Source organism: Mesorhizobium sp. RCAM 06353 (assembly GCF_059683585.1).
On sequence record NZ_CM185031.1, the window covers coordinates 2686175 to 2711435 of the forward strand.

The window sequence follows — 25261 nt, forward strand, 5'->3', positions numbered from 1 at the left end:
GCCGCGATGAGCGACAGGAAAGCGGTCGGCGTCGAAACCATCGGCATGACCATGCGCTTCGGCGGCTTCACGGCGCTGGACGCGGTGTCGGTGAAGGTGCCGGCGGGCTCCTTCCACGCGCTGCTCGGCGAGAACGGCGCCGGCAAGTCGACGCTGGTCAAATGCATGATGGGCTTTTATCACCCGACCTCCGGCGACATCCTCGTCGATGGCCGCGAGGTCGCCATCGCCAGTCCGCGCGACGCCTCCGCGCTCGGGCTCGGCATGGTCTACCAGCATTTTACGCTGGTGCCGTCGCTGACGGGGGCGGAAAACCTCGTCATCTCGCGCGAAAAGGTTCCCGGCATCATCGACTGGCGTAAGGAGCGTGGCGAGCTTGCCGTGTTCATGGAGCGCATGCCGTTCAAGCTGCCGCTCGACGTCAAGGTGGCGGAACTCGCCGCCGGCGAGAAGCAGAAGCTCGAAATCATCAAGCAGCTCTATCTCGGCCGCTCCTTCCTGGTGCTGGACGAGCCGACCTCGGTGCTGACGCCCGGCGAGGCGCAGGAGGTGCTGGGGCTGGTGCGCGACATGACCAAGGCGGGCGACCTGACCGTGCTGATGATCTCGCACAAATTCCATGAGGTCACGGCCTTCGCCGACGATGTCAGCGTGCTGCGCAAGGGCAAGCTGACGGGAACCGGCCGCGTCGCCGATCTCGACCACAAGGCGATGGCGGCGATGATGATCGGCGATCAGCCGATCGCTGCACTCGACAGCCGTGCGGCGCCGAAACCCGATGCCGAGATCGTGCTCAAGGTCAAATCGCTGAAGGCGCCGGACAGGACCGGGCTGAAGTCGATCCGCATCGAGGATCTCGGCGTGCGTTCGGGCGAGATCGTCGGCATCGCCGGCATTTCCGGCAACGGCCAGAAGGAGTTTCTGGAAGTGCTGGCCGGCCAGCGGCCGCGCGACGCGGGCGAAGTGCTGGTGCGCGGTGCCACCTATGCGGCGACGCGGGCCGAGGCGCGCGCGCTCAATGTGCGGCTCATTCCCGAAGAGCCGCTGAAGAATGCCTGCGCGCCGAAAATGACGGTGGCCGAAAACATCTCCTTCCGTACCTTCGACATGGACGGCAATGGCCGGCCGGTAAGCTGGATCAGCACCAGCACTATCCGTGCCTTCAGCGCCCGGCTAGTCGAGCAGTTCAAGGTCAAGACCGCCTCGCTGTCCTCGCCCATAGCCTCGCTGTCGGGCGGCAATGTGCAGCGAGCGGTGCTGGCGCGCGAGCTGACCGGCGAGGTCGACCTGCTGATCGTCTCCAATCCCTGCTTCGGACTCGACTTCTCCGCTGTCGCCGAAATCCGCGCCCGCATCATGAAGGCGCGCAATGCCGGTGCCGCCGTGCTGCTGATGTCGGAGGACCTCGACGAACTGCTGGAACTGTCGGACCGCATCTTCGTCATGTCCGACGGCGCGCTGGTCTACGAGACGCCGATCGCCGGGGCGAGCGTGCAAACCATCGGCGAGCATATGGCGGGACATCACTGATGGCCGAAATCGATGCGCAGCCTTTCGCCTTTGCGTTCAAGCCCGACACGATGGCGCTGGTCGTCATCGACATGCAGCGCGATTTTGCCGAGCCGGGTGGCTTCGGCGCCAGCCTCGGCAACGATGTCAGCCGGGTCACGGCGATCGTGCCGACGGTGAAGAAATTGATCGAAGGGTTCCGTGCCGCCGGCCTGCCGGTGATCCACACGATGGAGTGCCACCGCGCCGACCTGTCGGACCTGCCGCCGGCCAAGCGTGATCGCGGCAATCCGTCGATCCGCATCGGCGATGTCGGACCGATGGGCCGGGTGCTGATCGTCGGCGAGCCGGGTACGGCGATCCTCGACGAGCTCAAGCCGCTGCCCGGCGAAATCGTCATCGAGAAACCCGGCAAGGGCGCCTTCTACGCGACCAGCTTCGGTGACGAGCTGAAGCGGCTCGGCGCCCAGCAACTGGTTTTCGCCGGCGTCACCACCGAGGTCTGCGTGCAGACGACGATGCGCGAGGCCAATGATCGCGGCTATGAATGCCTGCTCGCCGAGGACGCGACGGAAAGCTATTTTCCCGAATTCAAGGCGGCGGCCATCGCCATGATCCGTGCGCAGGGCGCCATCGTCGGCTGGACGGCGACAACCGACCAGGTGCTGCAGGGACTTGCCGATGGCTAATCTGAGTTTTGCCGGCCTCGTCGGTGGTGGCTGGCGCGATCTGGCGTTCGAGTCTTTTCGCGAGGGCATCACCGTGCACTGGCTGCTCAAGGGCGGACCGGTCGAGCCGTCGGTGGCGATCCTCGACTACCGGCCTGGCGCCGGCGTGCCGCGCCATCGCCATGTCGGGCTGGAAACCATCGTCGTGCTCGAGGGCACGCAGAGCGACGAGAATGGCGACTATCCTACCGGCAGCGTCATCCTGAACCCGGTCGGAACCGAGCATTCGGTGTGGACGAAGGACGGTTGCGTCGTGCTGATCCAGTGGGACCTGCCGGTGAGCATTCTGGGAGAGGCCACATGAGCGAAATCCGCTTCGACATCGGCAGTCTGCATGCGGCCTATGCCAATGGCGTCACTGTCGCCGACATGATCGATGCCGTTCATGCCCGCATCACGGCGGCTAACGATCCCGGCATCTTCATTCATCTCGCCGGCAAGGCGGACATGCTGGCGCAGGCGCAAAAGCTCGGACCGTTCGATCCGGTGGGCAAGCCGCTATGGGGCGTGCCGTTCGCGGTCAAGGACAACATCGACGTCGCCGGCATGCCGACCACCGCCGCCTGCGCCGAATATGCCTATGTGCCCGACAAGGACGCCACCGTGGTGGCGCGGCTGAAAGCCGCCGGCGCGCTGGTGGTCGGCAAGACCAATCTCGACCAGTTCGCCACCGGCCTTGTCGGCGTGCGCACGCCTTACCCGATCCCGAGGAACGCCGTCGATGCCAGCCTGGTGCCGGGCGGCTCCTCGTCTGGGTCTGCAGTCGCGACGGCGCGCGGCATCGTCTCCTTCGCGCTCGGCACCGATACGGCAGGGTCCGGCCGCATTCCCGCCGGCCTCAACAACATCGTCGGGCTGAAGCCGACCGTCGGCGCGCTGTCGGCAGCCGGCGTCGTGCCGGCCTGCCGCACGCTCGACTGCGTCTCGGTGTTCGCGCTCACCGTCGACGATGCCTATGCGGTGTTCGGCGTGGTTGCGGCCAAGGACCCGGCCGATGCCTATTCGCGCGCTGTGAAGGTGCCGGCGCTTGCCGCGCGCCCGCCGGTGCTGAGCGTCGGTGTGCCGGCGAAGGCGGACCTGCAATTCTTCGGCGACACGTCGATGCAGGCCGGCTTCGAGACGGCTCTCGGCCTGCTGGAAAAGCTCGGCTGCCGGTTGGTGGAAATCCCCTTCGCCGATTTCTACGCCACCGCCAATCTGCTCTATGAAGGCGCCTGGGTGGCCGAACGCTACGCCGCGATCCGCGACTTCATGGACGCCAACGAAGCCGCAATGCATCCGGTGACGCACAAGATCATTGGCGGCGGGCGCGGCCTGTCGGCGGCCGACGCTTTCAAAGGCCTTTATGCGCTGCAGGCCTACAAGGCCAAGCTCGCCCCGGTCATCGCTTCGGTAGACCTGTTCTGCGTGCCGACCGCGCCGACGCATTATGCCCTGGGCGCCGTGCTTGCCGATCCGATAGCGACCAACAGCCGGCTCGGCACATACACCAATTTCGTCAATCTGCTCGACATGTGCGGCATCGCCGTGCCGACCGGCAAGCGCGACGACGGGCTGCCGATGAGCGTGACCTTGCTGGCGATGGCGGGCAGGGACTGGCTGACCGCCGTTCTTGCTCGCGATATCCATGCGGCGAGCGGCCTTGTCCTCGGCGCAACCGGCTGGCCGCAGCCCAGCCTGCACCCGACCGCCGTCGCGCCCCGCGACGGTTTGATCGACCTGGTGGTGGTCGGCGCGCATCTTTCCGGCATGCCGCTCAACGGCCAGCTCAGCCAGCTCGGTGCACAGTTCCTGCGCGCGACCAGGACGGCCGCCGCCTACAAGCTCTATGCGCTGGCCGGCCAGTCCGTGCCCAAGCCCGGCTTGATCAGGGTTGCCGATGGCGGCACGCGGATCGAGGTCGAGATCTGGCGGCTCGAGCCGGAGGCCTTCGGCCGTTTCGTCGCCGCTATTCCGGCACCGCTCGGCATCGGCACGGTCGAACTCGAAGACGGCACCCCGGCCAAGGGTTTTCTGGTCGAAACCGCTGGCCTGGACGGTGCCCTCGACATCTCCTCATTCGGCGGCTGGCGCCGCTTTGTCGCACGCGCCAAAGACATGGCCGACCAAAACGATCAGCGGCGGAACTTGCCCGCCGGCGTCCCGATCACCGCCGCCTAGAGCGCCTTCCGGCTTCGCAGCTAGCTGCATTGGTCGGACTTCGGTGCCGGGCAAGACAACCGCCAATGTGTCCTACATTGCCAATCGCGCTGTCGCGACATGGTCGTCTGACATCGGAACACGCACACCGGTTCTTATGACTGCCGAACCATAGCTCTTGCGCGCGAACACCTCTTTCACCAGGGGCGCAAAGAATTCCAGCGGCCTGTTTGGATAATCGGGGTCGAAGCTGGACTGGTCCCATTTCTCGCAGAATTCAGCGCAATCGTCGAAATAGGCGCTGTCCCGGAAGGCCTCGCGTTTGTGCGGATTGGCGCCGACATGCTCGCCATAATAGAGCAGCTGGAAGTCGCCGTGTTTCTCGACCACCCAGGCACATTGCTCGCGCACGAACGGCCGGATGATGGCGGCGGCGTATTCATCGTGGTTGTAAGGCGCGTAGATGTCGCCGATGTCGTGCAGCAGCGCCGACACCACCCAGTCGATGTCGGCGCCGGCATTCCAGGCCCGCGTCGCGGCCTGCAGCGAATGGCCAAGCCGGGTCACCTTGTAGCCGGACAGGGATTTGTCGAGTTCGACCATGGCCGCCAGCAGCCGGTCGGCCGTGCCGGAGGCATATTCGATCTCATGGTCGGTCAGGAAAGCATAATCCTCGCGGTCGCCATCCTTCATCTGGGTGAATTTCACGGTTTCCACTGTCGTCACCTTCCGTTCGCCGCCTACCTGCCCAGTTCGAGATAGAGGTCTTCGCCGACGACCTCGACCGGAAATGTCCGCGCCTTGAGCCTGTCATCGACGAGGCATTTTCCTGACCTGATCTCGAATTCCCAGCCGTGCCAGGCACAGCGAACGATTTCGCCGGCGCGCTCATAGACGAATTCCGCCCGGTCGGTCGGTCTGGTGGTTCCGCATACCGGCCCTTCGCAAAGCCGGCCTGCCCGGTGCGGGCAAATGTTGAGCAAGGCGGCATAGCCGTCGTCGAGCTGGAATATGCCGATGCTCATGCGGCCGAAAGCGACGATCCTGGGTTGCCCGATCGCGACCTCGTCGACCTTGCAGGCAAAGGTTCGGCCTCGCACGGGTGCGGCTGCTGCCGTGGCCGTCATCACGCGACCCTCGCGCTGGCCGCGGGCGCCTCAATGCGCTTGTAGACCTCCAGCGCATTCAGCCCCATCACCTTGTCGCGCCAGGCCGGCGGGATGCGGATGTTGGTCGGCGCGTCAAAGTCCCAGTGCGGATAGTCGGAGGCGAAAAGCAGCGTGTTCTGGCCATCCATGTGCTCCAGCGTTTCCCAGAGATGGCGGACGTTTTGCGGCTGTTCGAGCGGCTGGGTGCTGAAGCGGATGTTGCGGCGGCAATATTCCGACGGCAGCATTTTCAGCCATGGCGTCTCCTTGCGCAGCGCCTTGAAGTTGGCATCGAGCCGCCACATCAGCGATGGCACCCACGACACGCCACATTCGATGACGACGAAATAGAGGTCGGGATATTTCTCGAACACGCCGTTGGAAATCATGCTCACGACATGGGTCATAGCCGGCTGGCTGAGCAGCGCATGCGTTTCCCAGTAATAGGTCGTCGGGCCGCTGGCGATGGCATTGTGGTTGACGCCGCCCTGGCCGCCGAAATGGATGGCGAAGGGCAACCCGACTTCGGCGCAGGCCTCGAAGATCGGATGATAGAACGGATCGCCGTAAGGGCGTTGCGAGCCGTGGCTGGCCAGCACCTGGACGATATCCTTGTGGGCGCCGAGACGGCGGATCTCGGCCGCGGCGCCGTGCGGATCGGTCGGCGAAATGATGATCGATCCCTTGAAGCGCCGGTCCTTCGGCAGCCACCAGTCGATCATGTAGTCGTTATAGGCTTTCACCAGCGCGTTGGCGTAGTGGTAGTTGGCCAGCGTCGAGGCTTCCAGCGGCTCGTCGGCGGTGAGGATTGCCACGTCGATGTCGTAGAGATCGAGGTGTTTCTCCTTCATGATCAGATAGTTGTCCTCCTCGGTCCGCGGCCGGACGTCATGCCGCGAAAACCCCTCGGGATGCAGCCATGGGCGGTGGCCGTGCGGAAAGCTTCCCGCCGGCCCTGGCTTTTCGCCGCGAACCAGGAAGTCGCGCCAATAGGGTTCGAGATAGGGAAGCAGCACCTCGGCACTGGACCAGTAATTGTGGACGTCGGTGTCGACGATGAACATGGATGGATGACCTGCCGTGGCGGATGTTTGAAAGATGCCGCAAATCTGCGCCCGAAGGCGATATCCGGCAACGCAACCCGGCATGTGATGTTAATCGAAGATTCCGATTAGCCATTGTCGGGCCTGGTCAAAAAGCTGTAGCCATTACGAAGCTTTTTGGGTGGCCAAGATGCAGATCGAACTGCTCGACACGTTCCTGGACCTGATCGAGACCCGCAACTTCAACCGCACCGCGGAGCGGCTGGGCATCACCCAGTCGACCGTTTCGAGCCGCATCCGTTCGCTGGAAACGCTGCTCGACAAGCAGCTGTTCATCCGCGGCAAGAGCGGCACCGAGCCGACCGTCGCCGGCATCCGCTTCGAGGACCATGCGCGTGCCGTCAAGCTCAGATGGCTCGATGCCCGCCGCGAGATCCAGTCGGTCGGCAAGTTCGACCAGCTCATCCGCATCGGCATCCAGTTCGAACTCTATGAGCGCGTGCTGGAGGGGTGGCTGGAGTGGGTGCGGACGACGCTGCCCAAACTGGCGATCTATGTCGAGATCGACTATTCGAACCAGATGATCCTGGATCTGACGACCGGGAGCCTCGATCTGGCGGTGCTCTACTCGCCGCAGCATCTTCCCGACATGCATTACGAGCAGATCGCCGAAGAGAATTTCGTCATGGTGTCGACGCGCGGTGTCGCGTTCGACACGGTCACGCCGGCGGACTATATCCGCGCCAACTATTCCGCCTTCTTCAATCGCGCCCACAGGCAGATGCTGCCGGAACTGGAAAACGTCCCGGTGTCGACGGGAAATGGCGGCGCCGTCGCCTACCTCCTGCGAAGCCGGGGCGGCACCGCGTTCGTCACCGAAACTGTGGCAATGAAATTGCGCCAGGAGGGCGTGGCGCAGCTGGTTGCCGATGCGCCTAAGATCTCACATCCGATCTATTCGGCCGTGCATGTCCGACACCACCATTCCCACACGCATCTGCGCCTGCTCAAGGCGCTGAAGCAGATGACGGCATAGTTCAATCGCCGCGTTAGAGATCGACGGCACGTCGCTCGAGGGGGGCGTGAGCTCGGCCGGAGACCCGCCGGGAAGCCGAGGACCTCGCTGTGCAGGCCTGCGAGGCGGCAGGCGGCAAATGCAAGGTCCGCCAGTGGGTCTGCACATGACGCGTGGACCAAGGCTGCCTGCGCATGCGGGTGTCGCTCCGCGGTATTCTCGGGCGCGCGGCGCTGAACCAATTCGGTGAGGTTCGGTAAGATGTCGGCGCGCCTGGTGATCACTCGTTGGCGCTGGAGCCCACGAGCATCGCGCAGGCCTTCGGCACCGTCATCACCATCCAGCTCGCGATCATCCTGGTGCTGGTGCTGTTAACCGGACTGTTGCCGCGCTTCACCAAGCACCAGCCCATCGCCCATCCAGTGGAAATATGACCTCCCGACGCGCCGAACTCAGCGGGTTCATCGCCGAGACCAAGCGCAATCTTTGGTGCCAGATCCCTGCCTAAGCCGAGTTTGGCCGCAATGCGCCTCATCTCGGTCATCGAAGTCATCCCGACCGCCCACCAAAAGCGGTCAAAGCTGGTGTCAACGCCACGGGGAGTTTGCGCCGTGAGCATTTCTCTCCATAATGATCCCAGCATCGGCTCTTTCCTGCCCTGCCCACCGATCAAGTGTTTTGTGAACAGCATCGCACTTTGCTAATATTGCCGTCACTGTGCTCGGTGAGGAAATCGCAGCATGTCGGAGAAGAGTCCGGTCGCGTTGCCGGCGGCGTCGGTGGCAACAGGTTTTCTGGACGGCAACGGCAACAATGCGTCCGAAGCCCGGCATGAGCGCCGGATCCTGACCGCGCTCTGCTACGACCTGGTCGGATCGACCGACCTTCTTGGCATCCTGGACATTGAAGAGTTCGAGGAACTGATATCAGCCTTCCAGCGGGCGGCGAGGCAGGCGGTCGCGTCGTGCTCGGGTGCCGTCCAGGTCGAGGTCGGCGATGGCGGCGTTGCTTTGTTTCCTGCCGAAATAGACGCCAAGGATGCGGCATCGCTGGCGATCCGGGCCGGGCTCGAAATCATCGACGCCTGCAGGCGCGTCGGTTCGAACCAAGGCCGCGCCGATTTGCATGTCCGGGTCGGAATCGCGACATCGATGACCCTGATCCAGAAGGGTGACGCCGACACCGGTCGTGACAATGTCACCGGCCCTGCCTTCGCGATGGCCACGCGGCTCCAGGCCATCGCGCAGCCGGATACGGTGGTGGTCTCGGACGCGACGCGCAACCTGGCGCGACGGTCGCATGTGTTCAGCTTTAGGGGCACCCATGCGATCAAGGGGTTTGCCGAGCCGGAGCTGGTCTGGCGCGCGCTGAGTCACAAGCGCGAGGTCGACCGCTTCTTCGCCTTCGGGCGGCTGAGCAGTCCGCTCGTCGATCGCGAGGCCGAGCTCGCCACGATCGCCGAAGCATGGGACAGCGCCGTTGCAGGAAACGGCGGCGTGGTGGTGATCGAGGGCGAGGCCGGGATCGGCAAGTCGCGCATTCTTCACGAAGTGCGCCGGCGCACGCGTCACCAGCGCGCGAAACTGCTGCTCTTCCAGTGCACGCCCGGCGGCTTGCGCTCGGCGCTGCATCCGCTGCTACAGAACGTACGCGGCGATCTCGCCGGCAACGAAGGACAGCTGAGCGCTGCCGCTGTGGCGGAAGTATTCCGCGATCATGACGTCCGCGATCCCGAAATCATCGACATCTTCTCGTTCCTGCTCGGCGCTGCGGGAGCCGATCCGATGCTCAAGGAAATCGACGCCGAGGCGATGCGCGCGAAAGCCAATTGGGCGGTTCGCCACTCGCTCGAAGCCCTGTGCGCCAGCGGACCGATCGTCCTGGTGGTCGAGGACATCCATTGGATCGACCTGACGTCGAGACAATTGTTGGCTGAGCTTGCACAGTCGGCCCGTCACTTCCGGGCGCTTGTCATCGCGACCACGCGCCCTGAATCCGGGAGCTGGCTGGCAGCATCGAATCCAAGGCATATCTCGCTAAAGCCGCTCAACCGCGAGCAAACGCGGATGGCGATCGCGGCCATGTGGCCGCAAGGCAAGCCGTCAACTTCCCCGGAATTGCTCGACGTGGTGGAACGCGTGACCGGAGGCGTCCCTCTGTTCATCGAAGAAATCTGCCAGTGGATGGCCGAGAACGCGGCCTCGGCAACGGATCGGCTGGCGCAGACCGCGACGCGCAGTCATGCCTCGGTGTTTGAAAGCGTGATCGAGGCCAGGCTCGAAATGCTGGGGCCGGCACACGAAGTCGCGCGCGCCGCGGCCGTCGCGGGCAATCGTTTCAATCAGGAATTGCTGCGCGCGCTGTTGCCGGAACTCGACGACGAAATCATCGCAAACGCGCTGGATTCACTGAGCGAGGCCGGGTTCCTGATCCGCGTGCGGCCTTCCGGCGTTCCGGCCTATGGCGTGCGCCATGCGCTTATCCAGGAGACGATCTACAACGCAACGCTGCGCAAGAGACGGCAGGCCTTGCATCGCCGCCTGTTTGCCGCGGTGAGCCGCAACCGAAACCTGGCCGGGTGGCTGGGCACCGCCGAGGTCGCCGAGCACGCCGAGCGCGCAGGCCTTCTGGAGGACGCGATCGCTCAGTTCGTGATCGCAGGCACGGAAAGCTCGTCCCGCTCGGCAATGGCGGAAGCGAGGCAGATACTCGAGCATGCATTGGCGCTCTGCGAGCGCGTTGCGGCAGCCGACACGCGAGACGCGCTGCGGCTATCGGCCATGATCGTGCTCGGTCCCATCCTGACCGCTGTCGAAGGTCCGAACTCGGCGCCCGCCCGCAAATTATACGAGGACGGCGTGGTGATAGCCCGGCGGCGGCCGGTGGCCGAGCGGGCCAAGTGGTTCCCGATCTACTGGGGCTGGTGGTTCACGGATACCGTCATGGACGGCGAGCGCGCTGAAGTCGTGCTCAGCGATCTCAGGGATGTCGAGGATGCCGAAGTGCAACTCCAGGCCAGGCATTGCGTGTGGGCAATCGACTTCAATCTTGGCCGCCACGACCGCTGCATAGCCGCCGTCGATGCCGGACTGTCGCTCTATGAGCACGGCCAGGGCAAAGCCAATGCTGCGTTGTTCGGCGGGCATGACGCGAGGGTCTGCGGGCTCGCCCACCGCGCCTTGTCGCTTTGGTTCGTCGGAAAGCCGGCAAGCGCGATCCATTCGATGTCGGAAGCTAGGAGCTGGGCGCAGCAAACCGGACATGCCGGCAGCATCGCGCATGCCTATCTCAACGAGGCGATGCTGCATTGCTATCGCCGCGATTTTTCGAGGCTACGAAGCGTGATAGCGGATCTGCGCCACTTGACAGAGCGCCATTATATGCCCGCTCTCGCCGCCGCAGCGCAAATCTTCGAAGGGTGGTGCGACGGCAACGCCGGCCAGGTCGAGAGCGGCAGGGAAAAAATGCGGCAAGGCCTTGGCCTCCATGGCGAGTTCCAGACGCCTGAGGACGAACCGGTGTATTGCGGCATGCTGGCAGAGCTTTTGACACGAACTGCCGAGGTCGATGAGGCGCTCGCGCTGCTGGGCTCGGCTGTGGCGCAGGGCGAGGCCGGCGGCAGCCGCTTCTGGCTGGCAGAGCTCTACAGGCGAAGAGCGGAGCTACTTCTTCTCCAGGGTGATGCGGAGGCGGACGTAATCGCTGCCCTCGAAAAGAGCATCGCCATAGCCGCGGAGCAAAGTGCCGTGCCTTTCCTCGTCAGTACATACGAGACCCTTCAATTATCAGGCCTGTCGCCTGAACTGTCGTCGCGCTATCGCGATCGGGTCGAACGTGCGAAATCCGCTCTCGAGCCGGGCGCCGCGCTGATCGTCAATCCCGAATCGGCCGTTCGGCACTAGCCGGCCCTGCAAGAGCATCCGCGATGCTGGAGCGATATAAACGCCTTGGTCCGCCGCCCGACGAGGCGCTGGCGAGGCTGATGAAGATGCGCGAAGGCCTGGGCATCACGCGGATCGCCGACATTACCGGGCTCGACCAGCTCGGCATCCCGGTCGTGCAGGTGACAAGACCTTTCTCGCTCTCCAACGCAGTCGCGCAAGGCAAGGGCGCCACCCTGGCGCAAGCCGCGATATCGGCCATGCTGGAATCGGCCGAGAGCTTCTTTGCAGAGCAGGTGGCGAATTTCGAACCAGTCGTCGGCTGCGCCGATCAATTGGGCATCCCGCCAGATCGTTTCGAAAGGCATCTCCAGGGGGGCACCGCGCCCGGATGGCGCGGTAGGGAGACGGCGTGGGTAGCCGCAGACAATCTTCTTACCGGCAGCCGCGACCTGGTCCCGTTCGAGCTCGTGCACACCGCCTATGTGTTGCCGTCGCTGCCCCATGACGGCATTTTCGCGACATCGACGAGCGGTTTGGCAGCAGGCTTCGAGGAGCCGGATGCCATCGTTCATGGCATGCTTGAATGCATCGAACGCGACGCGATCGCCACGGCATACCGGACCCACGGGTTTTTCCACCGTCAACGCATCGATCCCGAGACGATCGATGATCCGTCGCTCCGCGATCTCCTGGAAACTTTGGCGGCCAAGAACGTGCTGGTCGGCCTTTGGCAAGCTTTGTCGCCGTTGGGCATACCGGTGGTGTGGTGCCATCTGCTGGAAGACGAACCGACGGAAACGGTCCTTTTGGATCATCCGGCTGATGGCTCGGCTGCCGGTTTCAGTCCCGCCGGCGCGGCGGTGCACGCCATCTACGAAGCGGCCCAGGCTCGTCTGGCGGCGATCTCGGGCGCGCGCGATGACCTGACGCGCGCGTCCTATCCGAAATACCCCGATCGGCAGATGATCGCAGCGCATCGCCGGCTCCTCCGCGATGGCCCGCGCAGCGTGGATTTCCGCGCGCTCGCCGGGCAGAAGTTCAACACGGCGTCGGACGGGCTGTCGGTCCTCTTGGCAATTCTCGAAGAGAGAGGGTTCGATGCGGTTCACCTAATCCGGGTGGGAACGAAACCGCTCGACGCCCTGTCGGTTGTCAGGATTGTGATCCCTGCCTTGCAGCCGCTCTTGCAGGGGTAGGGATTATGCGCCCGAAACTCGTCTTCACCGGCCCTACCGTGTCCCATTCCGACGCGTTGAAGGTCGTCGATGCGGTATGCCTTCCCCCGGCCGTGCAAGGCTCGATCGTTTCGGCCGTGCAGCATTTCGACCCGAGTGCGATCCTTCTCATAGACGGCGGTTTTCAGGCCGAGCCGGCGGTTCGGCACAAGGAAATCCTGTGGGCCCTCAGCCGCGGCATTCATGTCGTCGGCGCGGCCAGCATGGGTGCCCTTCGAGCAGCCGAGCTGTTCCCCCATATGCAAGGCGTCGGGCTTATCTACCGATGGTATCGCCGCTTCGCCTTTGCACCCGACGACGCAGTTGCGGTATTGCATGGACCGGCCGAGGTGAATTTCGCTCAATTGACGCATGCGCTGATTGACCTGCGCCGGACCCTTCGCGCTGCTTGCCGGCGCGGCGTGATTTCACCCGAACAGCAGGCGAGGCTCGAGGGTGCGGCACAGGCCGTCAACTTTCGCGAGCGCACCCTGGCACGGATGGTCCGGGATGCGCACGACGGCAAGGACGACGTCGAGAATTTGTGCAGGGAGCTCGGCGCGGCCTTCGTCCAGCAAAAAAAGCAAGATGCCCTGCGGGCACTCGAACTTTTGCGGGAGCAAGCATTTGAAAAAGCACACCCCATGCCGGAATTACAGCTGACCTCGGCCTTCTCCAAGGATATGGATGATGCGGGGCTGGCGCTATAGGCCCTGACCTCTTGGCGGCCCACGATTTACGCAACGTAAGCGCCGTGATAGCGTGGTAACGTCAGAGGGGGCCAAGCAATTGGACGCGGTCGATCGTGTCGTTGCGCAAGATGTGCTGGGTACGCGGTTCCTGGTCTACCCGCAGGTCCCACACCTTTCGGGTTACGGAACACCCGAAACAGTATGGATTTCTACTCCACCCGATCTGATCCGCTCCGGCCCGGAAGATCACCGCATCTACGTTCGCGATCCGCTCCTCGACAAGGAGCCTTACGACTACCCTTATCTGCCACCGTTTGTCGGCGAAATCTTTCCGCCTGCAGAGGCTGGCTTTGACGGCCATTTCGATCAGCTTTCCCTGACATCGCGGCCGTTCCTTTCTGCGCACGCTTTCGCCTCGGTCGGCCGCGTGCTGGATATCTGGGAGAGCTATCTCGGCAAACCGATTGTCTGGTATTTCGCCGAGACGTACGAGCGGCTCGAAATCATCCCCTTCGTCGACTGGGAGAATGCGCAATCGGGCTATGGCTATCTGGAACTCGGCCGAGAGCGCGGCATCGACGGACGCAACTATCCCTATGCGCTCAACTTCGATGTGATCGCACATGAGGTCGGCCACGCAATCTTGTTTTCGCTGTTCGGAACACCAGCCGGCGGCCTGTCTCAAGGCGATTTCGGACCATTCCACGAAGCCAGCTCGGATCTGGTTTCGCTCTTGTCCTTCCTGAATTTCGACAGCGGCATGGACCGGCTGCTGCGGCACTGCGATGGCAACCTGCTTGTTCTCAATGAATTGAACCGGATTGCCGAACTGACTGGCGATCGGCAGATCCGCCTCGCCAGCAACGCACGCCGCATGTCGGAGGTGACGGCGGAAATCCATGACAGGTCACGGCCGTTCACGGGAGCTGTGTTCGACACGATCGTCGACGTCTACCACGCGGCATTGGTGCACGAGGGGTTGGCCGACGAGCGGCTGCTGGGGATCGATATCAAGGATGTCGACCAGTCCGACATGCAGCGCATCTCGGATTTCACGTCCCGCGCCTTTCGCGCTCGGCCCTTCATGTTCAAGAGCATGCTGATCAGAGCAAGGGACGAAGTGGCCCTCGCACTTGCTCAGGCGTGGCCACGCCTCGATGCGGATAACCTGTCGTTCGAAAAGGCCGCGGCGTTGGTGGTGGACGCCAGCGATCGCGTCGCGCCGATGCTCGCGGAAAAATTCGATGAGAACTTCAGCTGGCGGGAGATCTTGTGAACTGAAGGATGCAGCAAAAAGGAGCGAGGAAAATGAGCGACGACTATCACCGACCGACATTAACGTTTCCATCAGGCGCTTACAACGCAACACAGGTCAGGCTCTATGGCTTGGGGGCGGAAATTGGACTCAGCGTGCCCGGTGCGCCAGCACCCTTTGGGGACACCGGCATGTATGTCGAAACCGCGCCTGGGGAACCCATCACCGACGAGCAACGTGTCAACGCACTTGAAGTGTTGAAGAAATATAATAACAACAAAGGCCGCCTAGATATAATAAATGGAAATATTCCATTTCCAAAAATACCAATCAGAGTCTCCTATCATTTCAAGATCGATCTGAAGAATTTTGGCACTGCGGTCCTTTCAACGGTAGGCAGTACCTTCATGCTCGGATCATCTCCAGAACAGAAAACATCGTGCGGGATAATTGTCGGTTATGCCTATGAGGGACATACCTACGATTTGCCAAAGCCCAAGATAATGATCATCCCGGCGTTTCCGGAGCCCAAGATTCCGGCGGACGATTCGGAATTTGACGCCAAGGAACCTGAAGGCTACGCGGTTTGGCTCGTCGATAAGCTCGACGAATGCGTGGAGTTGGAGATGAACCAAGGCTTCATCGAACAGCTCGTTCTTGACGCCAACATGCCGGGGAAGCGCTCACCAACAATGTACGCTTCCAAGATGACGATGGGCCACCGCAGCGGAAGGCTGAACGACTAGTCTCTCATGTTCCCTGTCAAGGTTGAAGGGAAGAACGCTCGCCTGCTTGGCAGGTTTGCCATGCAGTCGGATCGGCTGAGGCTGCACCGGGCTGGGGGTGGAACTCAGAGACGACGGTTGATCAGACTCTCATCCGCGGGTTGGGTAACGGCCTTCCGTATCTTCGTCTCGGGGCTGTCGTCGGTCTAGAGGGCGGGCGTCGGGCGCATCGGCTCGGCCACATAACTGGCGACGGGAGTTCCCCACCTTGGCCCTACCTCCAAGATCGTCGAAGAAATCGACGGCGGTGATTTTTGATGTCTTCACGGTTGTACACAGGCCAAGTTCCCGGGGGAAGTAGCGGTATCCGAGCGCAACGCAATGCTTGTCGTTGTCACCGCCGGCCGAGATCATTGACACGAACGCGAAAGGATTCATCACATCGATATACGAGAGGCCCTCAGCATCCTTGGCGTGTCCGGCAAACGGCATTTAGCCGTCGCGCCAGTCAACGAGTGTGTCCGCTTTCCGAATGCTACCGCCCGAAACCGGACAGGAAGGAAGCGGCCCCGTCTCTGCCTATCTTCGCTGCGCCGCGCCAGGCATTCCCGAAGTTGGGCTATGGCAATTTGATATTCTTGAACTCGCTCCTGAGTGGGAACATCTTCATCGCCGACGGCGACGCTTCATGGAACTCGCGCCGTAGTGGATACATATCCTTGGCCGGCATTGGCATGTGCATGTCAGCCAACATGACTTTGTCGGATCGCAGATCCGCGAGTACAAGTGTCTCCTCCAGATCGGTTTCATAACCAACCTGAAGCTGCGCTCTCGAATGGTAGACGTCCTGGGGTTTCGTCGCCCCAAGCCATGGCGGCGTTCCATTCGAGAATGCGAAAATCAATGGCTTGTCGCCACTTTGGCCGTCGGGGCCACCAGAGTCCGGAGCGTACGGAGCATTGACGCCCTTCGTCTGCTCCCAGTAGGACCAGAGGCGATCCAGATTGCAGTGATGCAGTCAAAACATCAGCGCGGCTACGCTGTGCGGCTGTCTTCCTGCTGCGTCATACCAATGGCGCTTCATCATAGACGCCGAGAGCCATAACGGCGTTTTGAGCCGCTTTGCTGGGAGGTTTTGGCGCGCTGTTATCGGCTCCGAACTGCATTGCCAGAAAATCGGGGTCTGTCTTGTCGTCTTTCACGACAACGTTCCAATTTCCGCCGGCATGGGCGAATGGTCCGTCCATGACCTGGCTGTCGGCAGCTCGACCATTCCCGCCAAGCAGGTCGGGGGCGAATACTGCCGCTGTAGAAGCTTTGTTCGTCCAGTCCCAGTACGGCAACGCAATCGATGCCGCCTCAGAATTAGCATTCTCACAGAGATCGCGCGAAGTTGCCGTGCCGTCCTTAGACATGATGAATTGCGCCAAGATGTTTGGCTTGGCGACGGCCCTCTTTACCCCGAACAAGACGTGATCCATGAAAAGACGACGCTCGATTGCGTCCTCGGTCTGCTGCCCCATCCCAGTGAAACTTCCGGTTGGGCGCGAGACTGACGCTTGCAACGAGCGCTGTGCCCAAGAACACGAGGAGCCTGGCGTCCTTTCTGTGGCCAACGTGTGACGAACGATGGTGCGTGGCCCCGCAACAAGACGACACGGGCAGACGCCCCGATGGGCGACCAAGAGAGACATTGGGATGCGGTCGAAGTCTTCGAGCAGCTTGCGGCTCTTTGGTGGCCATTCAGAGAATCACAGCCGGATTTTCCAGAGCAGCGGCGCGACGCAATGCTCAATTCTTTTGCACAGTGCGCACCCTTTTTTGAGCATTCGGAATTGCCGCCCAATTTTTTCTGATCCGAAACATACGGTTAGCAGTTGGCACGGACATTGCTTTAACAAAACTAGAGTTGGTGGCTAGGGTTCCGGCGCTCTTTTTGAGCGTGCTGGTCCGAGAGCTGCCACCGGTGCGGGAGACATCCCACCGGGTGCACGGCGGGACAAAAGCCCGGGAGACCTCGTTAGCCAAGGGATTGGCGGCGCGATGGTCCATGCCGATCCCTTTTTGAGAGATGCAAAAAGGGGAATTTCCATGCAGACGTTTTCAAGAATGCTCTCGACCGCCGTCCTGGCCGCTTCGCTGGCGTTTGGCGTGACTTCCATGGCCATGGCCGCACCGAAGACCGACTTCAAGGTTGCCTGGTCGATCTATGTCGGCTGGATGCCGTGGGGTTATGCTGCCGATCATGGCATCGTCAAGAAATGGGCGGACAAATATGGCATCAAGATCGAGGTCACGCAGTTCAACGACTATGTAGAGTCGATGAACCAATACACCGCGGGCGCCTTCGATGCAGTGACGCTTACCAATATGGACGGTCTCTCCATTCCTGCTGCCGGCGGCGTCGATACGACGGCTGTCATCGTCGGCGACTTCTCGAACGGCAACGATGCCGTCATCCTCAAGAACAAGAGCACTCTCGCGGACATCAAGGGCCAGAACGTCAACCTCGTCGAATATTCGGTGTCGCACTATCTGCTGACCCGCGCGCTCGAAAGCATCGGCTCGACTGAGCGAGATGTGAAGGTGGTCAACACCTCCGACGCCGACATGGTCGCCGCCTATAAGACCGCCGATGTCACCGCGGTCGTCACCTGGAATCCTCTGGTTTCGACCGTTCTCGAAGATCCAAGCGCCAAGAAGGTCTTCGACAGCTCCCAGATTCCAGGTGAGATCATCGACCTGATGGCCGCCAACACCAAGGTGCTGACGGACAATCCCAATTTCGGCAAGGCGCTGGCCGGCATTTGGTATGAGACGGCTGCCCTGCTGACGGCGCAGACGGACGAGGGCAAGGCAGCCCGCGAAGCGATGGGCGTCGCATCGGGTACCGATCTCAAGGGATTCGAGGGCCAGCTCGCGGCAACCAAGCTCTTCGACAAGCCGGCGGATGCCGTCGCCTTCACCGTTTCGCCAAGCCTGCCGAAGACGATGGACCTCGTTCGCAACTTCCTCTTCGCCAAGGGGCTGCTGGGCAATGGGGCACCGTCCGCGGACATCATTGGCATCGAAATGCCGGACGGCAAGGTCCTGGGCGACAGCGGCAACGTCAAGCTGCGCTTTACCGGGACCTTCATGAAGGCCGCGGCCGAAGGCTCGCTCTAAGCACCGCTTGACCGGGCGGCGCGATGAACGGCGCCGCCTCATCCCCTCATCAGCGGAGCTTTGTTCATGCGCTGGATCAACACGAGACCGGGCAGGGGCACGCAGCTTGCCTTGATGCTGCTGCCCTTTCTGCTGCTCGCCGTCGCTTACGCCTTCGGATCGGCCGCTCGCCTGGCGGAAAACGCCAATGACAAACTTCTGCCAGGCCTCGCGGGTTTTGCCGATGCAATCGATCGCATGGCCTTCGTCGCCGATCAACGCACGGGTGACTATCTGCTCTGGTCGGATACGCGGGCGAGCCTCATTCGCCTGTTCGCCGGCCTCGGCCTCTCGACCGTCATCGCGCTTCTGATCGGCATGGCCATCGGTATGCTGCCCTATTTGCGGGCTTTGCTTTCCCCCTTTGTCGCCGTCATCTCGATGGTTCCACCCCTGGCGCTGCTTCCGATCCTCTTCATCGTCATGGGATTGGGTGAGACCTCCAAGATTGCGCTCATCGTCATCGGCATAGCACCAACGATGATCCGCGACCTTGCTCTGCGGGTGCTGGAAGTGCCGCGCGAGCAGGTCATCAAGGCCGAGACGCTTGGCGGATCGTCATGGCAGATCGCGCTCCGCGTCCTGCTGCCGCAAATCCTGCCGCGGCTTATCACGTGCCTGAGGCTGCAGATCGGTCCCGCCTGGCTGTTTCTCATCGCCGCCGAGGCGATATCGTCCGATTCCGGACTTGGCTACCGCATCTTCCTGGTCCGCCGCTACCTGTCGATGGACGTCATCTTTCCCTATGTCGTCTGGATCACCTTACTCGCCGTTGTCGCCAATTACGGCCTCGACCGCATCCGCATTGCCGTCTTCCCGTGGTCGGAGTTGGAGAAGCAGGGATGAGCCAACTCGTCATCCAGGACGTCTGGAAGGAGTATGACGACCAGATCGTCCTCGAGGACGTGTCGCTGACAGTCACGTCCCGTGCCTTTGTCGCTCTTGTCGGGCCGTCGGGCTGCGGCAAGTCGACGTTCCTGCGCATGCTGCTCGGTCAGGAACACCCGACCAAGGGCACTATCCTGATCGACGGCCAACCCATGCCTACGGAACCGGGACCGGATCGAGGGATCGTCTTTCAGCGTTATTCCGTGTTTCCGCATCTGACGGTGCTGGGCAATGTCCTGCTTGGAAAGGAATTTTCCAACTCACCCCACAAGGCGAAGCTCTTCGGCGCGGCGCGGCGCAATGCCGTTGAAGAGGCCCGGGACCTCATAACCGAAGTCGGTCTTTCGGGCACCGAACAGAAATACCCTGCGCAGCTTTCGGGCGGCATGCAGCAGCGCCTGGCGCTCGCCCAGGCGCTGATCATGAAGCCGAAGGTCTTGCTGCTCGATGAACCGTTCGGTGCGCTTGATCCCGGCATCCGTGCCGAGATCCACACGCTGATGAAACGGCTGTGGCATGAAACGCAAATGACCGTCGTCATGGTCACGCACGACATGCGCGAGGCCTTCACGCTTGCCAGCCGCATCGTTGCCTTTGAGCGGCGACGCGATCGCCCCGAGGAAAAGCGACGCTACGGCGCGACGATCACCAATGACATTTCGATCTGGCCGCCGCGGGAAGCGGGCGTGCCTTCGATCTTCAGCCCCGACCGGGACGGCCCGGTCGCTTTCCTGGGGCATCGCCGGGACGACCTGGCATTGTCAGGAGAAGGCCATGAAGCACACTAGACGTTCGCCTCAGGAAATCGCCGTCAATCGGCAGCGCTACGAAGAGCATCAGAAGAAAGGGCTTGAATTCGCACCGAAGGCATTGCCCGCACCGAGCGTCATGCCCGCGCCTCCGATCGATCCCGCCACCGTCATCCATGCGGAAGAGATCCCCGGCGGTTGGTACTGGTCGACACTGCTGAAGCGTGGCGAAGCGATCCGCATCGATCAGGGCGAAGGTCAATCGACCGTCGCGCTTGTCGCCTGGAACGCCAACGATACCAGCGAGCGATTGAACCTTGTCGATACCGTCAAGGTGCAGTGGACCACCGCGCTCGGCAAGGGACGGGTGATCTTTTCCGACATGGGGCGCGTGATGTTCTCGCTCATCGAGGACAGCTCAGGTGCTCATGACTGCCTGATGGGCGGCTCGACGGCCGCGACCAACGCGGTCAAATATCCGGGCACAGTCGCGCGCAATACCCGTGACAACCTGATCCTGCTAGCCGGCAAGCTTGGTCTGACCCGACGGGATATACCGGCCATCCTCAATCTGTTCGCGCCGGTGCGTATAGACGACGCCGGCGCATTCCAATGGCGCGGCAAGCTCTCCAACAGCGGCGACTACGCCGAGCTGCGCGCCGAGATGGACATGATCGTCGGCCTTTCCAATTGCCCGCATCCGCTCGACCCCGATCCGACCTATCAGCCCAAACCGATCACCATCACCCGCTTCCGCGCAGCGGTACCTGCCGCCGACGATCTCGCTCGCACCGCGACCGCCGAGGCCGTGCGCGGTTTCGAAAACAACGCCTTGATGCTGGCCTGAGGGGAGGATGAATGATGAGCAATTTCATCCAGACCGCTGCCTCGCGCGGCATCGACAATGCCGTCCAGGATCACTTCATTCCGGCGGAAGCCCCATGGTCGGGTATCGTGCGCAAAGGCCAGACGATCCGCATCGAGGACACCTACGGCCAGCAGGCGATCGACACGCTGTTTTATCGCGCCGATGATTTTGCCGAACGCTACTCCAATCAGGACACGATGCGGGCACAGGGCGGGGCCTATGTCGGCGTTGGCACCAGAGTCATATCGAACGAAGGCAATGTCATGCTTGTCATGTCGGCCGACAGCTGCGGCCGTCACGACACCTCCGCCGGCGCCTGTTCCTGCGAGAGCAATACCGTGCGCTTCGGCCATGGCACGAAATATTTGCATGCCTGCCGCGACAACTTCCTGCTTGAGGTGGCCAGGCACGGCATGAGCAAGCGCGACATCGTCCCGAACATCAATTTCTTCATGAATGTGCCGATCAAGCCGAATGGCGAAATGACCATCGTCGACGGCATCTCTTCGCCCGGCGATTATGTCGAGTTGGTCGCCGAGATGGATGTGCTGTGCGTGATCTCCAACTGTCCGCAGGTCAACAATCCCTGCAACGGCTTCGATCCGACGCCGATCCGCGTGTTGATCTGGGATGCCGCTCCGGCTGTCGGGGCCTGAGCGATGTTCGCCAAGGTTCTGATCGCCAACAGAGGCGAAATCGCGGTCCGGGTCATCCGGACCTTGAAGACAATGGGCATCGCCTCGGTCGCGGTCTATTCCGATGCCGACCGTTTCGCCATGGCGACGCTTCTTGCCGACGAAGCCGTTCGCCTTGGCCCCGCGCCGGCAAACGAAAGCTATCTCGATATCGATGCCGTCATCGCCGCCTGCAAGGCGACGGGTGCGCAAGCAGTCCATCCCGGCTACGGTTTTTTGTCGGAGAATATCGGCTTTGCCGAAAGGCTTGCAGCCGAAGGCATCGCCTTCATCGGTCCGCGGCCCGAACATCTCTCGGCCTTTGGGCTGAAACACACAGCGCGCGAGCTTGCAAGCACGAGCGGCGTGCCGTTGCTGCCGGGCACCGGCCTGCTGCGGAGCGCCGAACAGGCGCTGACGGAAGCCGAAGCGATCGGCTATCCCGTGATGCTGAAAAGCACCGCCGGCGGCGGCGGCATCGGCATGCAGCTCTGCGCCGATCCATCAAGCCTGCAGGCCTCGTTCGAGAGCGTGCAGCGCACGGCGCGCGCGAGCTTCGGCGATGCGCGCGTCTATATCGAGCGCTTCGTGGCCGATGCCCGTCATGTCGAGGTGCAGATCTTCGGCGATGGCAAAGGCCGGGTGATTGCCCTTGGTGAACGCGACTGCTCGCTGCAGCGGCGAAACCAGAAGGTTGTCGAGGAAACACCGGCGCCTGGACTGTCGTCCGAAACGCGCGCCAGACTGCACAAGGCGGCGACCGATCTTGGTACGTCGGTTTCCTATGAATCGGCAGGCACCGTCGAGTTCATCTACGACCCCGATCGCGAGGAATTCTATTTCCTCGAGGTCAATACCCGCCTGCAGGTGGAGCATCCCGTCACCGAAGCCGTATTCGGCATCGATCTCGTCGAATGGATGATCCGCCAGGCCGCCGGCGAAGATGTCTTGTCCGGTGCCGGGAGCCTTGTGCCGAAGGGCGCCGCGATCGAGGTTCGCGTCTATGCGGAAATGCCGCATGCGGATTTCCGGCCGAGCGCCGGGCTGCTGACGGAGGTTGCCTTCCCGCAAAGCGCCCGTATCGACAGCTGGATCGAGACCGGAACGGAGGTGACGCCGTTCTACGATCCGATGCTGGCGAAAATCATCGTTGCGGCCGACGACCGGCCGACCGCGATCGAGAAGCTGAAGGCTGCGCTTGCCGACACATCGATTGCCGGTATCGAGACCAATCTCGGTTACCTGCGCGATATCGCGGCATCCGAATTACTGGCCAGCGGCAAGGTGGCAACGACGGCATTGCGCGATTTCGCCTTCGTGCCTCAAGTCATCGAGGTGCTGGCGCCTGGCGCGCAATCGAGTATCCAGGAATTGCCAGGTCGTCTGGGCCTCTGGCATGTCGGCGTGCCGCCGAGTGGACCGATGGACGAGCGCTCGTTTCGTCATGCCAACCGGCTTGTCGGCAATGCCGACACGCTTGCAGCACTCGAGTTGACGGTTTCCGGCCCGACCCTGCGTTTCTTCGCCGATACGGTCGTCGCCCTTGCCGGCGCGCGCATGGCGATGTGTTGCGATGGCGAGCTGCTGCCGCACGATAAGGCAGTGACGATCCGGGCCGGGCAAGTGCTGTCGATCGCCGGCATCGACGGTGCCGGCCAGCGTGCCTATCTCGCGGTTAAGGGCGGGTTCGCCGCACCGCTCGTGCTTGGATCCCGCGCCACCTTCGGCCTCGGGCAATTCGGCGGCAATGCCACCGGCGCGCTGAAGACGGGACATGTACTGCATCTTGCCCGGCAAACACCGGTGGGGCTGGTGGCGGCGCCGGACGAACCGGCAGCACTGACGCGAGCCTGGGATGTCGGTGTTCTCTATGGTCCGCATGGCGCGCCAGACTTCTTCACGGAAGGTGACATCAACACCCTGTTTTCGACAGCCTATGAGGTGCATTTCAACAGCGCCCGTACCGGCGTCCGTCTCGTCGGGCCGGCCCCCAAATGGGCGCGCAGCGACGGTGGCGAGGCGGGGCTTCATCCCTCCAACCTGCACGACAATGCCTATGCGATCGGCGCGATCGACTTTACCGGCGATATGCCGATCATCCTTGGGCCTGACGGTCCAAGCCTTGGCGGTTTCGTCTGTCCGGCAGTGATCGCGCGCGACGAGCAATGGAAGATGGGCCAGTTCAAACCGGGCGATCGCATCCGGTTTCATCCGGTGTCGAGGCCAGGGGATGCGCTTGCGGTGCCGGCGATCCACCGCGTCACGGGCGACAAGGGATCTCCGATCGTCGGTCGGCGCGAAGATGGCCCCGTTTCCGTCGTCTATCGCCGGCAGGGCGACGACAATCTGCTGGTCGAATACGGCCCGATGATGCTCGATATCGCGCTGCGGCTGCGTGTATATCTGCTGATGCAGGCGGTCACGGAGGCGCGTTTGCCCGGGATCATCGATCTCACGCCGGGCATCCGCTCGTTGCAGATCCACTATGACGGAACCACACTCACACGAAAGCGCCTGCTCGGGCTGCTGGCGGATATCGAGGCATCGCTGCCGGCGGCGCAGGCAGTCAAGGTGCCGAGCCGCATCGTGCATCTGCCGCTCTCCTGGAACGATCCGGATGCCGAACTTGCGATGCGCAAGTACCAGGAACTGGTACGGCCGAACGCGCCCTGGTGCCCTTCGAACATCGAGTTCATCCGCCGCATCAATGGGCTCACCGACGAACAGGCGGTAAAAGACATCATCTTCGACGCCAACTACCTCGTGCTCGGCCTCGGCGATGTCTATCTCGGCGCACCTGTCGCCACGCCGATGGACCCGCGCCACCGCCTCGTCACGACCAAATACAACCCGGCTCGAACCTGGACGCCGGAAAACGCCGTCGGCATCGGCGGCGCCTATATGTGCATCTACGGCATGGATGGGCCGGGCGGCTATCAGCTTTTCGGCCGGACGATCCAGGTCTGGAACACCTGGCGGCAGACGCCGGTTTTCACCAAGGGCAAACCCTGGCTGCTGAATTTCTTCGACCAGATCCGCTTCTTCCCCGTCTCCCATCAGGAGCTGACGGAAGCACGCGCCGCCTTTCCGCATGGCGGCTATCCGGTTCGCATCGAGGAGACGGAATTCTCCTATGCGGCCTATGAACGGGAACTCAAGGCCAACGCCCAGTCCATCACTGCTTTCAAAGGCGTCCAGCAAGCTGCTTTCGATGCCGAGCGCCAGCGCTGGAAGGACGACGGGCACGACAGCTTCGTCAGCCACGAGGGGGCGGGCGAAAGTCTCGATGGCGATATTCCGGCCGGCTGCTTCGGTGTCGCGAGTGTGGTGCCCGGCAACATCTGGAAACTTCTGGTCGAGCCGGGCTCAACGGTTGCTGCCGGCGATACGCTTGCCATCATCGAGTCGATGAAAATGGAAATCAACGTCACCGCCCACGCCGCCGGCCGCGTTCGCGACCTGCGCGCCGGGCCTGGCCGAAACGTCAAGGCAGGCGACATCATCGTCGTCCTGGAGGAATGCTGAC

At 62.4% G+C, this 25261-nt stretch carries 22 protein-coding genes, 1 pseudogene and 1 riboswitch; of the genes and pseudogenes, 18 read left to right on the forward strand and 5 right to left on the reverse strand.

Annotated features, from left to right (window positions below; genetic code table 11):
• Positions 1 to 6 precede the first annotated feature (6 nt).
• From AC56QX_RS12660 to atzF, 4 genes are read left to right on the forward strand one after another with little or no spacing between them, the layout of a single operon-like run.
• Complete coding sequence (locus AC56QX_RS12660; protein WP_497116301.1) at positions 7 to 1530, forward strand: ABC transporter ATP-binding protein; 1524 nt, start codon at positions 7 to 9, stop codon at positions 1528 to 1530.
• Positions 1530 to 2198: a cysteine hydrolase family protein gene (locus AC56QX_RS12665; protein WP_497116303.1), complete on the forward strand. Its 669-nt coding sequence runs from the start codon at positions 1530 to 1532 to the stop codon at positions 2196 to 2198. Before AC56QX_RS12660 ends, AC56QX_RS12665 begins: the two co-directional genes overlap by 1 nt.
• Complete coding sequence (locus tag AC56QX_RS12670) at positions 2191 to 2541, forward strand: cupin domain-containing protein (RefSeq protein WP_497116305.1); 351 nt, start codon at positions 2191 to 2193, stop codon at positions 2539 to 2541. Before AC56QX_RS12665 ends, AC56QX_RS12670 begins: the two co-directional genes overlap by 8 nt.
• Complete coding sequence (gene atzF, locus AC56QX_RS12675) at positions 2538 to 4397, forward strand: allophanate hydrolase (RefSeq protein ID WP_497116307.1); 1860 nt, start codon at positions 2538 to 2540, stop codon at positions 4395 to 4397. The genes AC56QX_RS12670 and atzF overlap by 4 nt, the downstream gene beginning before the upstream one ends.
• Positions 4398 to 4469: 72 nt before the next feature.
• Here the strand turns inward: atzF and AC56QX_RS12680 are convergent, their stop codons facing one another.
• From AC56QX_RS12680 to AC56QX_RS12690, 3 genes are read right to left on the reverse strand one after another with little or no spacing between them, the layout of a single operon-like run.
• Positions 4470 to 5093 carry an HD domain-containing protein gene (locus AC56QX_RS12680; protein ID WP_497116308.1) on the reverse strand — a complete coding sequence of 208 codons (624 nt, stop codon included), beginning with the start codon at positions 5091 to 5093 and terminating at the stop codon, positions 4470 to 4472.
• 23 nt (positions 5094 to 5116) lie between these two features.
• A complete protein-coding gene (locus AC56QX_RS12685) occupies positions 5117 to 5503 on the reverse strand; it encodes a Rieske (2Fe-2S) protein (protein ID WP_051643696.1) in 387 nt (128 codons plus the stop codon).
• Positions 5503 to 6588, reverse strand: coding sequence for an amidohydrolase family protein (locus AC56QX_RS12690; protein ID WP_497116310.1), 1086 nt, complete (start codon positions 6586 to 6588; stop codon positions 5503 to 5505). Before AC56QX_RS12690 ends, AC56QX_RS12685 begins: the two co-directional genes overlap by 1 nt.
• 169 nt (positions 6589 to 6757) lie before the next feature.
• Between AC56QX_RS12690 and AC56QX_RS12695 the strand changes: the two genes are divergently transcribed.
• Both AC56QX_RS12695 and AC56QX_RS12700 read left to right on the forward strand, forming a co-directional pair.
• Complete coding sequence (locus AC56QX_RS12695) at positions 6758 to 7603, forward strand: LysR family transcriptional regulator (RefSeq protein WP_497116311.1); 846 nt, start codon at positions 6758 to 6760, stop codon at positions 7601 to 7603.
• A 59-nt stretch (positions 7604 to 7662) separates the two neighbouring features.
• Positions 7663 to 7752 (forward strand): annotated as a pseudogene (locus tag AC56QX_RS12700) (DUF4189 domain-containing protein); the annotation flags it as partial.
• Between the two features lie 110 nt (positions 7753 to 7862).
• On the opposite strand, the gene AC56QX_RS12705 reads toward AC56QX_RS12700, so the two are convergent.
• Entirely contained in the window at positions 7863 to 8273 is a 411-nt protein-coding gene (locus AC56QX_RS12705; RefSeq protein WP_497116313.1) for a hypothetical protein, read from the reverse strand.
• A gap of 49 nt (positions 8274 to 8322) precedes the next feature.
• On the opposite strand from AC56QX_RS12705, the gene AC56QX_RS12710 reads away from it, so the two are divergent.
• The 5 genes from AC56QX_RS12710 to AC56QX_RS12730 all read left to right on the forward strand — a co-directional run bounded on the left by AC56QX_RS12710 (position 8323) and on the right by AC56QX_RS12730 (position 15373).
• Positions 8323 to 11484, forward strand: coding sequence for an AAA family ATPase (locus tag AC56QX_RS12710; RefSeq protein WP_497116315.1), 3162 nt, complete (start codon positions 8323 to 8325; stop codon positions 11482 to 11484).
• Between the two features lie 80 nt (positions 11485 to 11564).
• Positions 11565 to 12662 (forward strand): YcaO-like family protein, encoded by a 1098-nt coding sequence (locus AC56QX_RS12715; RefSeq protein WP_497116316.1) that lies wholly within the window; start codon positions 11565 to 11567, stop codon positions 12660 to 12662.
• Positions 12663 to 12667: 5 nt separating this feature from the next.
• Positions 12668 to 13390 (forward strand): TfuA-like protein, encoded by a 723-nt coding sequence (locus AC56QX_RS12720; RefSeq protein ID WP_497116318.1) that lies wholly within the window; start codon positions 12668 to 12670, stop codon positions 13388 to 13390.
• 79 nt (positions 13391 to 13469) lie between these two features.
• Positions 13470 to 14648 (forward strand): gluzincin family metallopeptidase, encoded by a 1179-nt coding sequence (locus tag AC56QX_RS12725; RefSeq protein WP_497116320.1) that lies wholly within the window; start codon positions 13470 to 13472, stop codon positions 14646 to 14648.
• Between the two features lie 32 nt (positions 14649 to 14680).
• A complete protein-coding gene (locus tag AC56QX_RS12730) occupies positions 14681 to 15373 on the forward strand; it encodes a hypothetical protein (protein WP_497116322.1) in 693 nt (230 codons plus the stop codon).
• Between the two features lie 1043 nt (positions 15374 to 16416).
• Here AC56QX_RS12730 and AC56QX_RS12735 read toward each other — a convergent pair.
• Entirely contained in the window at positions 16417 to 16875 is a 459-nt protein-coding gene (locus tag AC56QX_RS12735; protein ID WP_497116323.1) for a tyrosinase family protein, read from the reverse strand.
• A 150-nt stretch (positions 16876 to 17025) separates the two neighbouring features.
• On the opposite strand from AC56QX_RS12735, the gene AC56QX_RS12740 reads away from it, so the two are divergent.
• The 7 genes from AC56QX_RS12740 to uca all read left to right on the forward strand — a co-directional run bounded on the left by AC56QX_RS12740 (position 17026) and on the right by uca (position 25260).
• On the forward strand, positions 17026 to 17208 hold the full coding sequence (locus AC56QX_RS12740) for a hypothetical protein (protein ID WP_497116324.1): 183 nt from the start codon (positions 17026 to 17028) through the stop codon (positions 17206 to 17208).
• A 49-nt stretch (positions 17209 to 17257) separates the two neighbouring features.
• A riboswitch (guanidine-I (ykkC/yxkD leader) is annotated at positions 17258 to 17368 on the forward strand.
• 75 nt (positions 17369 to 17443) lie between these two features.
• Complete coding sequence (locus tag AC56QX_RS12745; RefSeq protein ID WP_497116326.1) at positions 17444 to 18517, forward strand: putative urea ABC transporter substrate-binding protein; 1074 nt, start codon at positions 17444 to 17446, stop codon at positions 18515 to 18517.
• 66 nt (positions 18518 to 18583) lie between these two features.
• Positions 18584 to 19402 (forward strand): ABC transporter permease, encoded by an 819-nt coding sequence (locus AC56QX_RS12750; RefSeq protein WP_497116327.1) that lies wholly within the window; start codon positions 18584 to 18586, stop codon positions 19400 to 19402.
• Positions 19399 to 20232 carry an ABC transporter ATP-binding protein gene (locus tag AC56QX_RS12755; protein ID WP_497116328.1) on the forward strand — a complete coding sequence of 278 codons (834 nt, stop codon included), beginning with the start codon at positions 19399 to 19401 and terminating at the stop codon, positions 20230 to 20232. The genes AC56QX_RS12750 and AC56QX_RS12755 overlap by 4 nt, the downstream gene beginning before the upstream one ends.
• The gene (locus AC56QX_RS12760; protein ID WP_497116330.1) at positions 20219 to 21040 is read left to right on the forward strand and encodes an urea amidolyase associated protein UAAP1; all 822 of its coding nucleotides are present in this window, start codon (positions 20219 to 20221) and stop codon (positions 21038 to 21040) included. The genes AC56QX_RS12755 and AC56QX_RS12760 overlap by 14 nt, the downstream gene beginning before the upstream one ends.
• Before the next feature lie 14 nt (positions 21041 to 21054).
• Positions 21055 to 21717 (forward strand): urea amidolyase associated protein UAAP2, encoded by a 663-nt coding sequence (locus tag AC56QX_RS12765; protein WP_497116331.1) that lies wholly within the window; start codon positions 21055 to 21057, stop codon positions 21715 to 21717.
• Between the two features lie 3 nt (positions 21718 to 21720).
• Positions 21721 to 25260, forward strand: coding sequence for an urea carboxylase (uca, locus tag AC56QX_RS12770; protein ID WP_497116332.1), 3540 nt, complete (start codon positions 21721 to 21723; stop codon positions 25258 to 25260).
• The last annotated feature ends 1 nt before the right edge of the window (position 25261 follow it).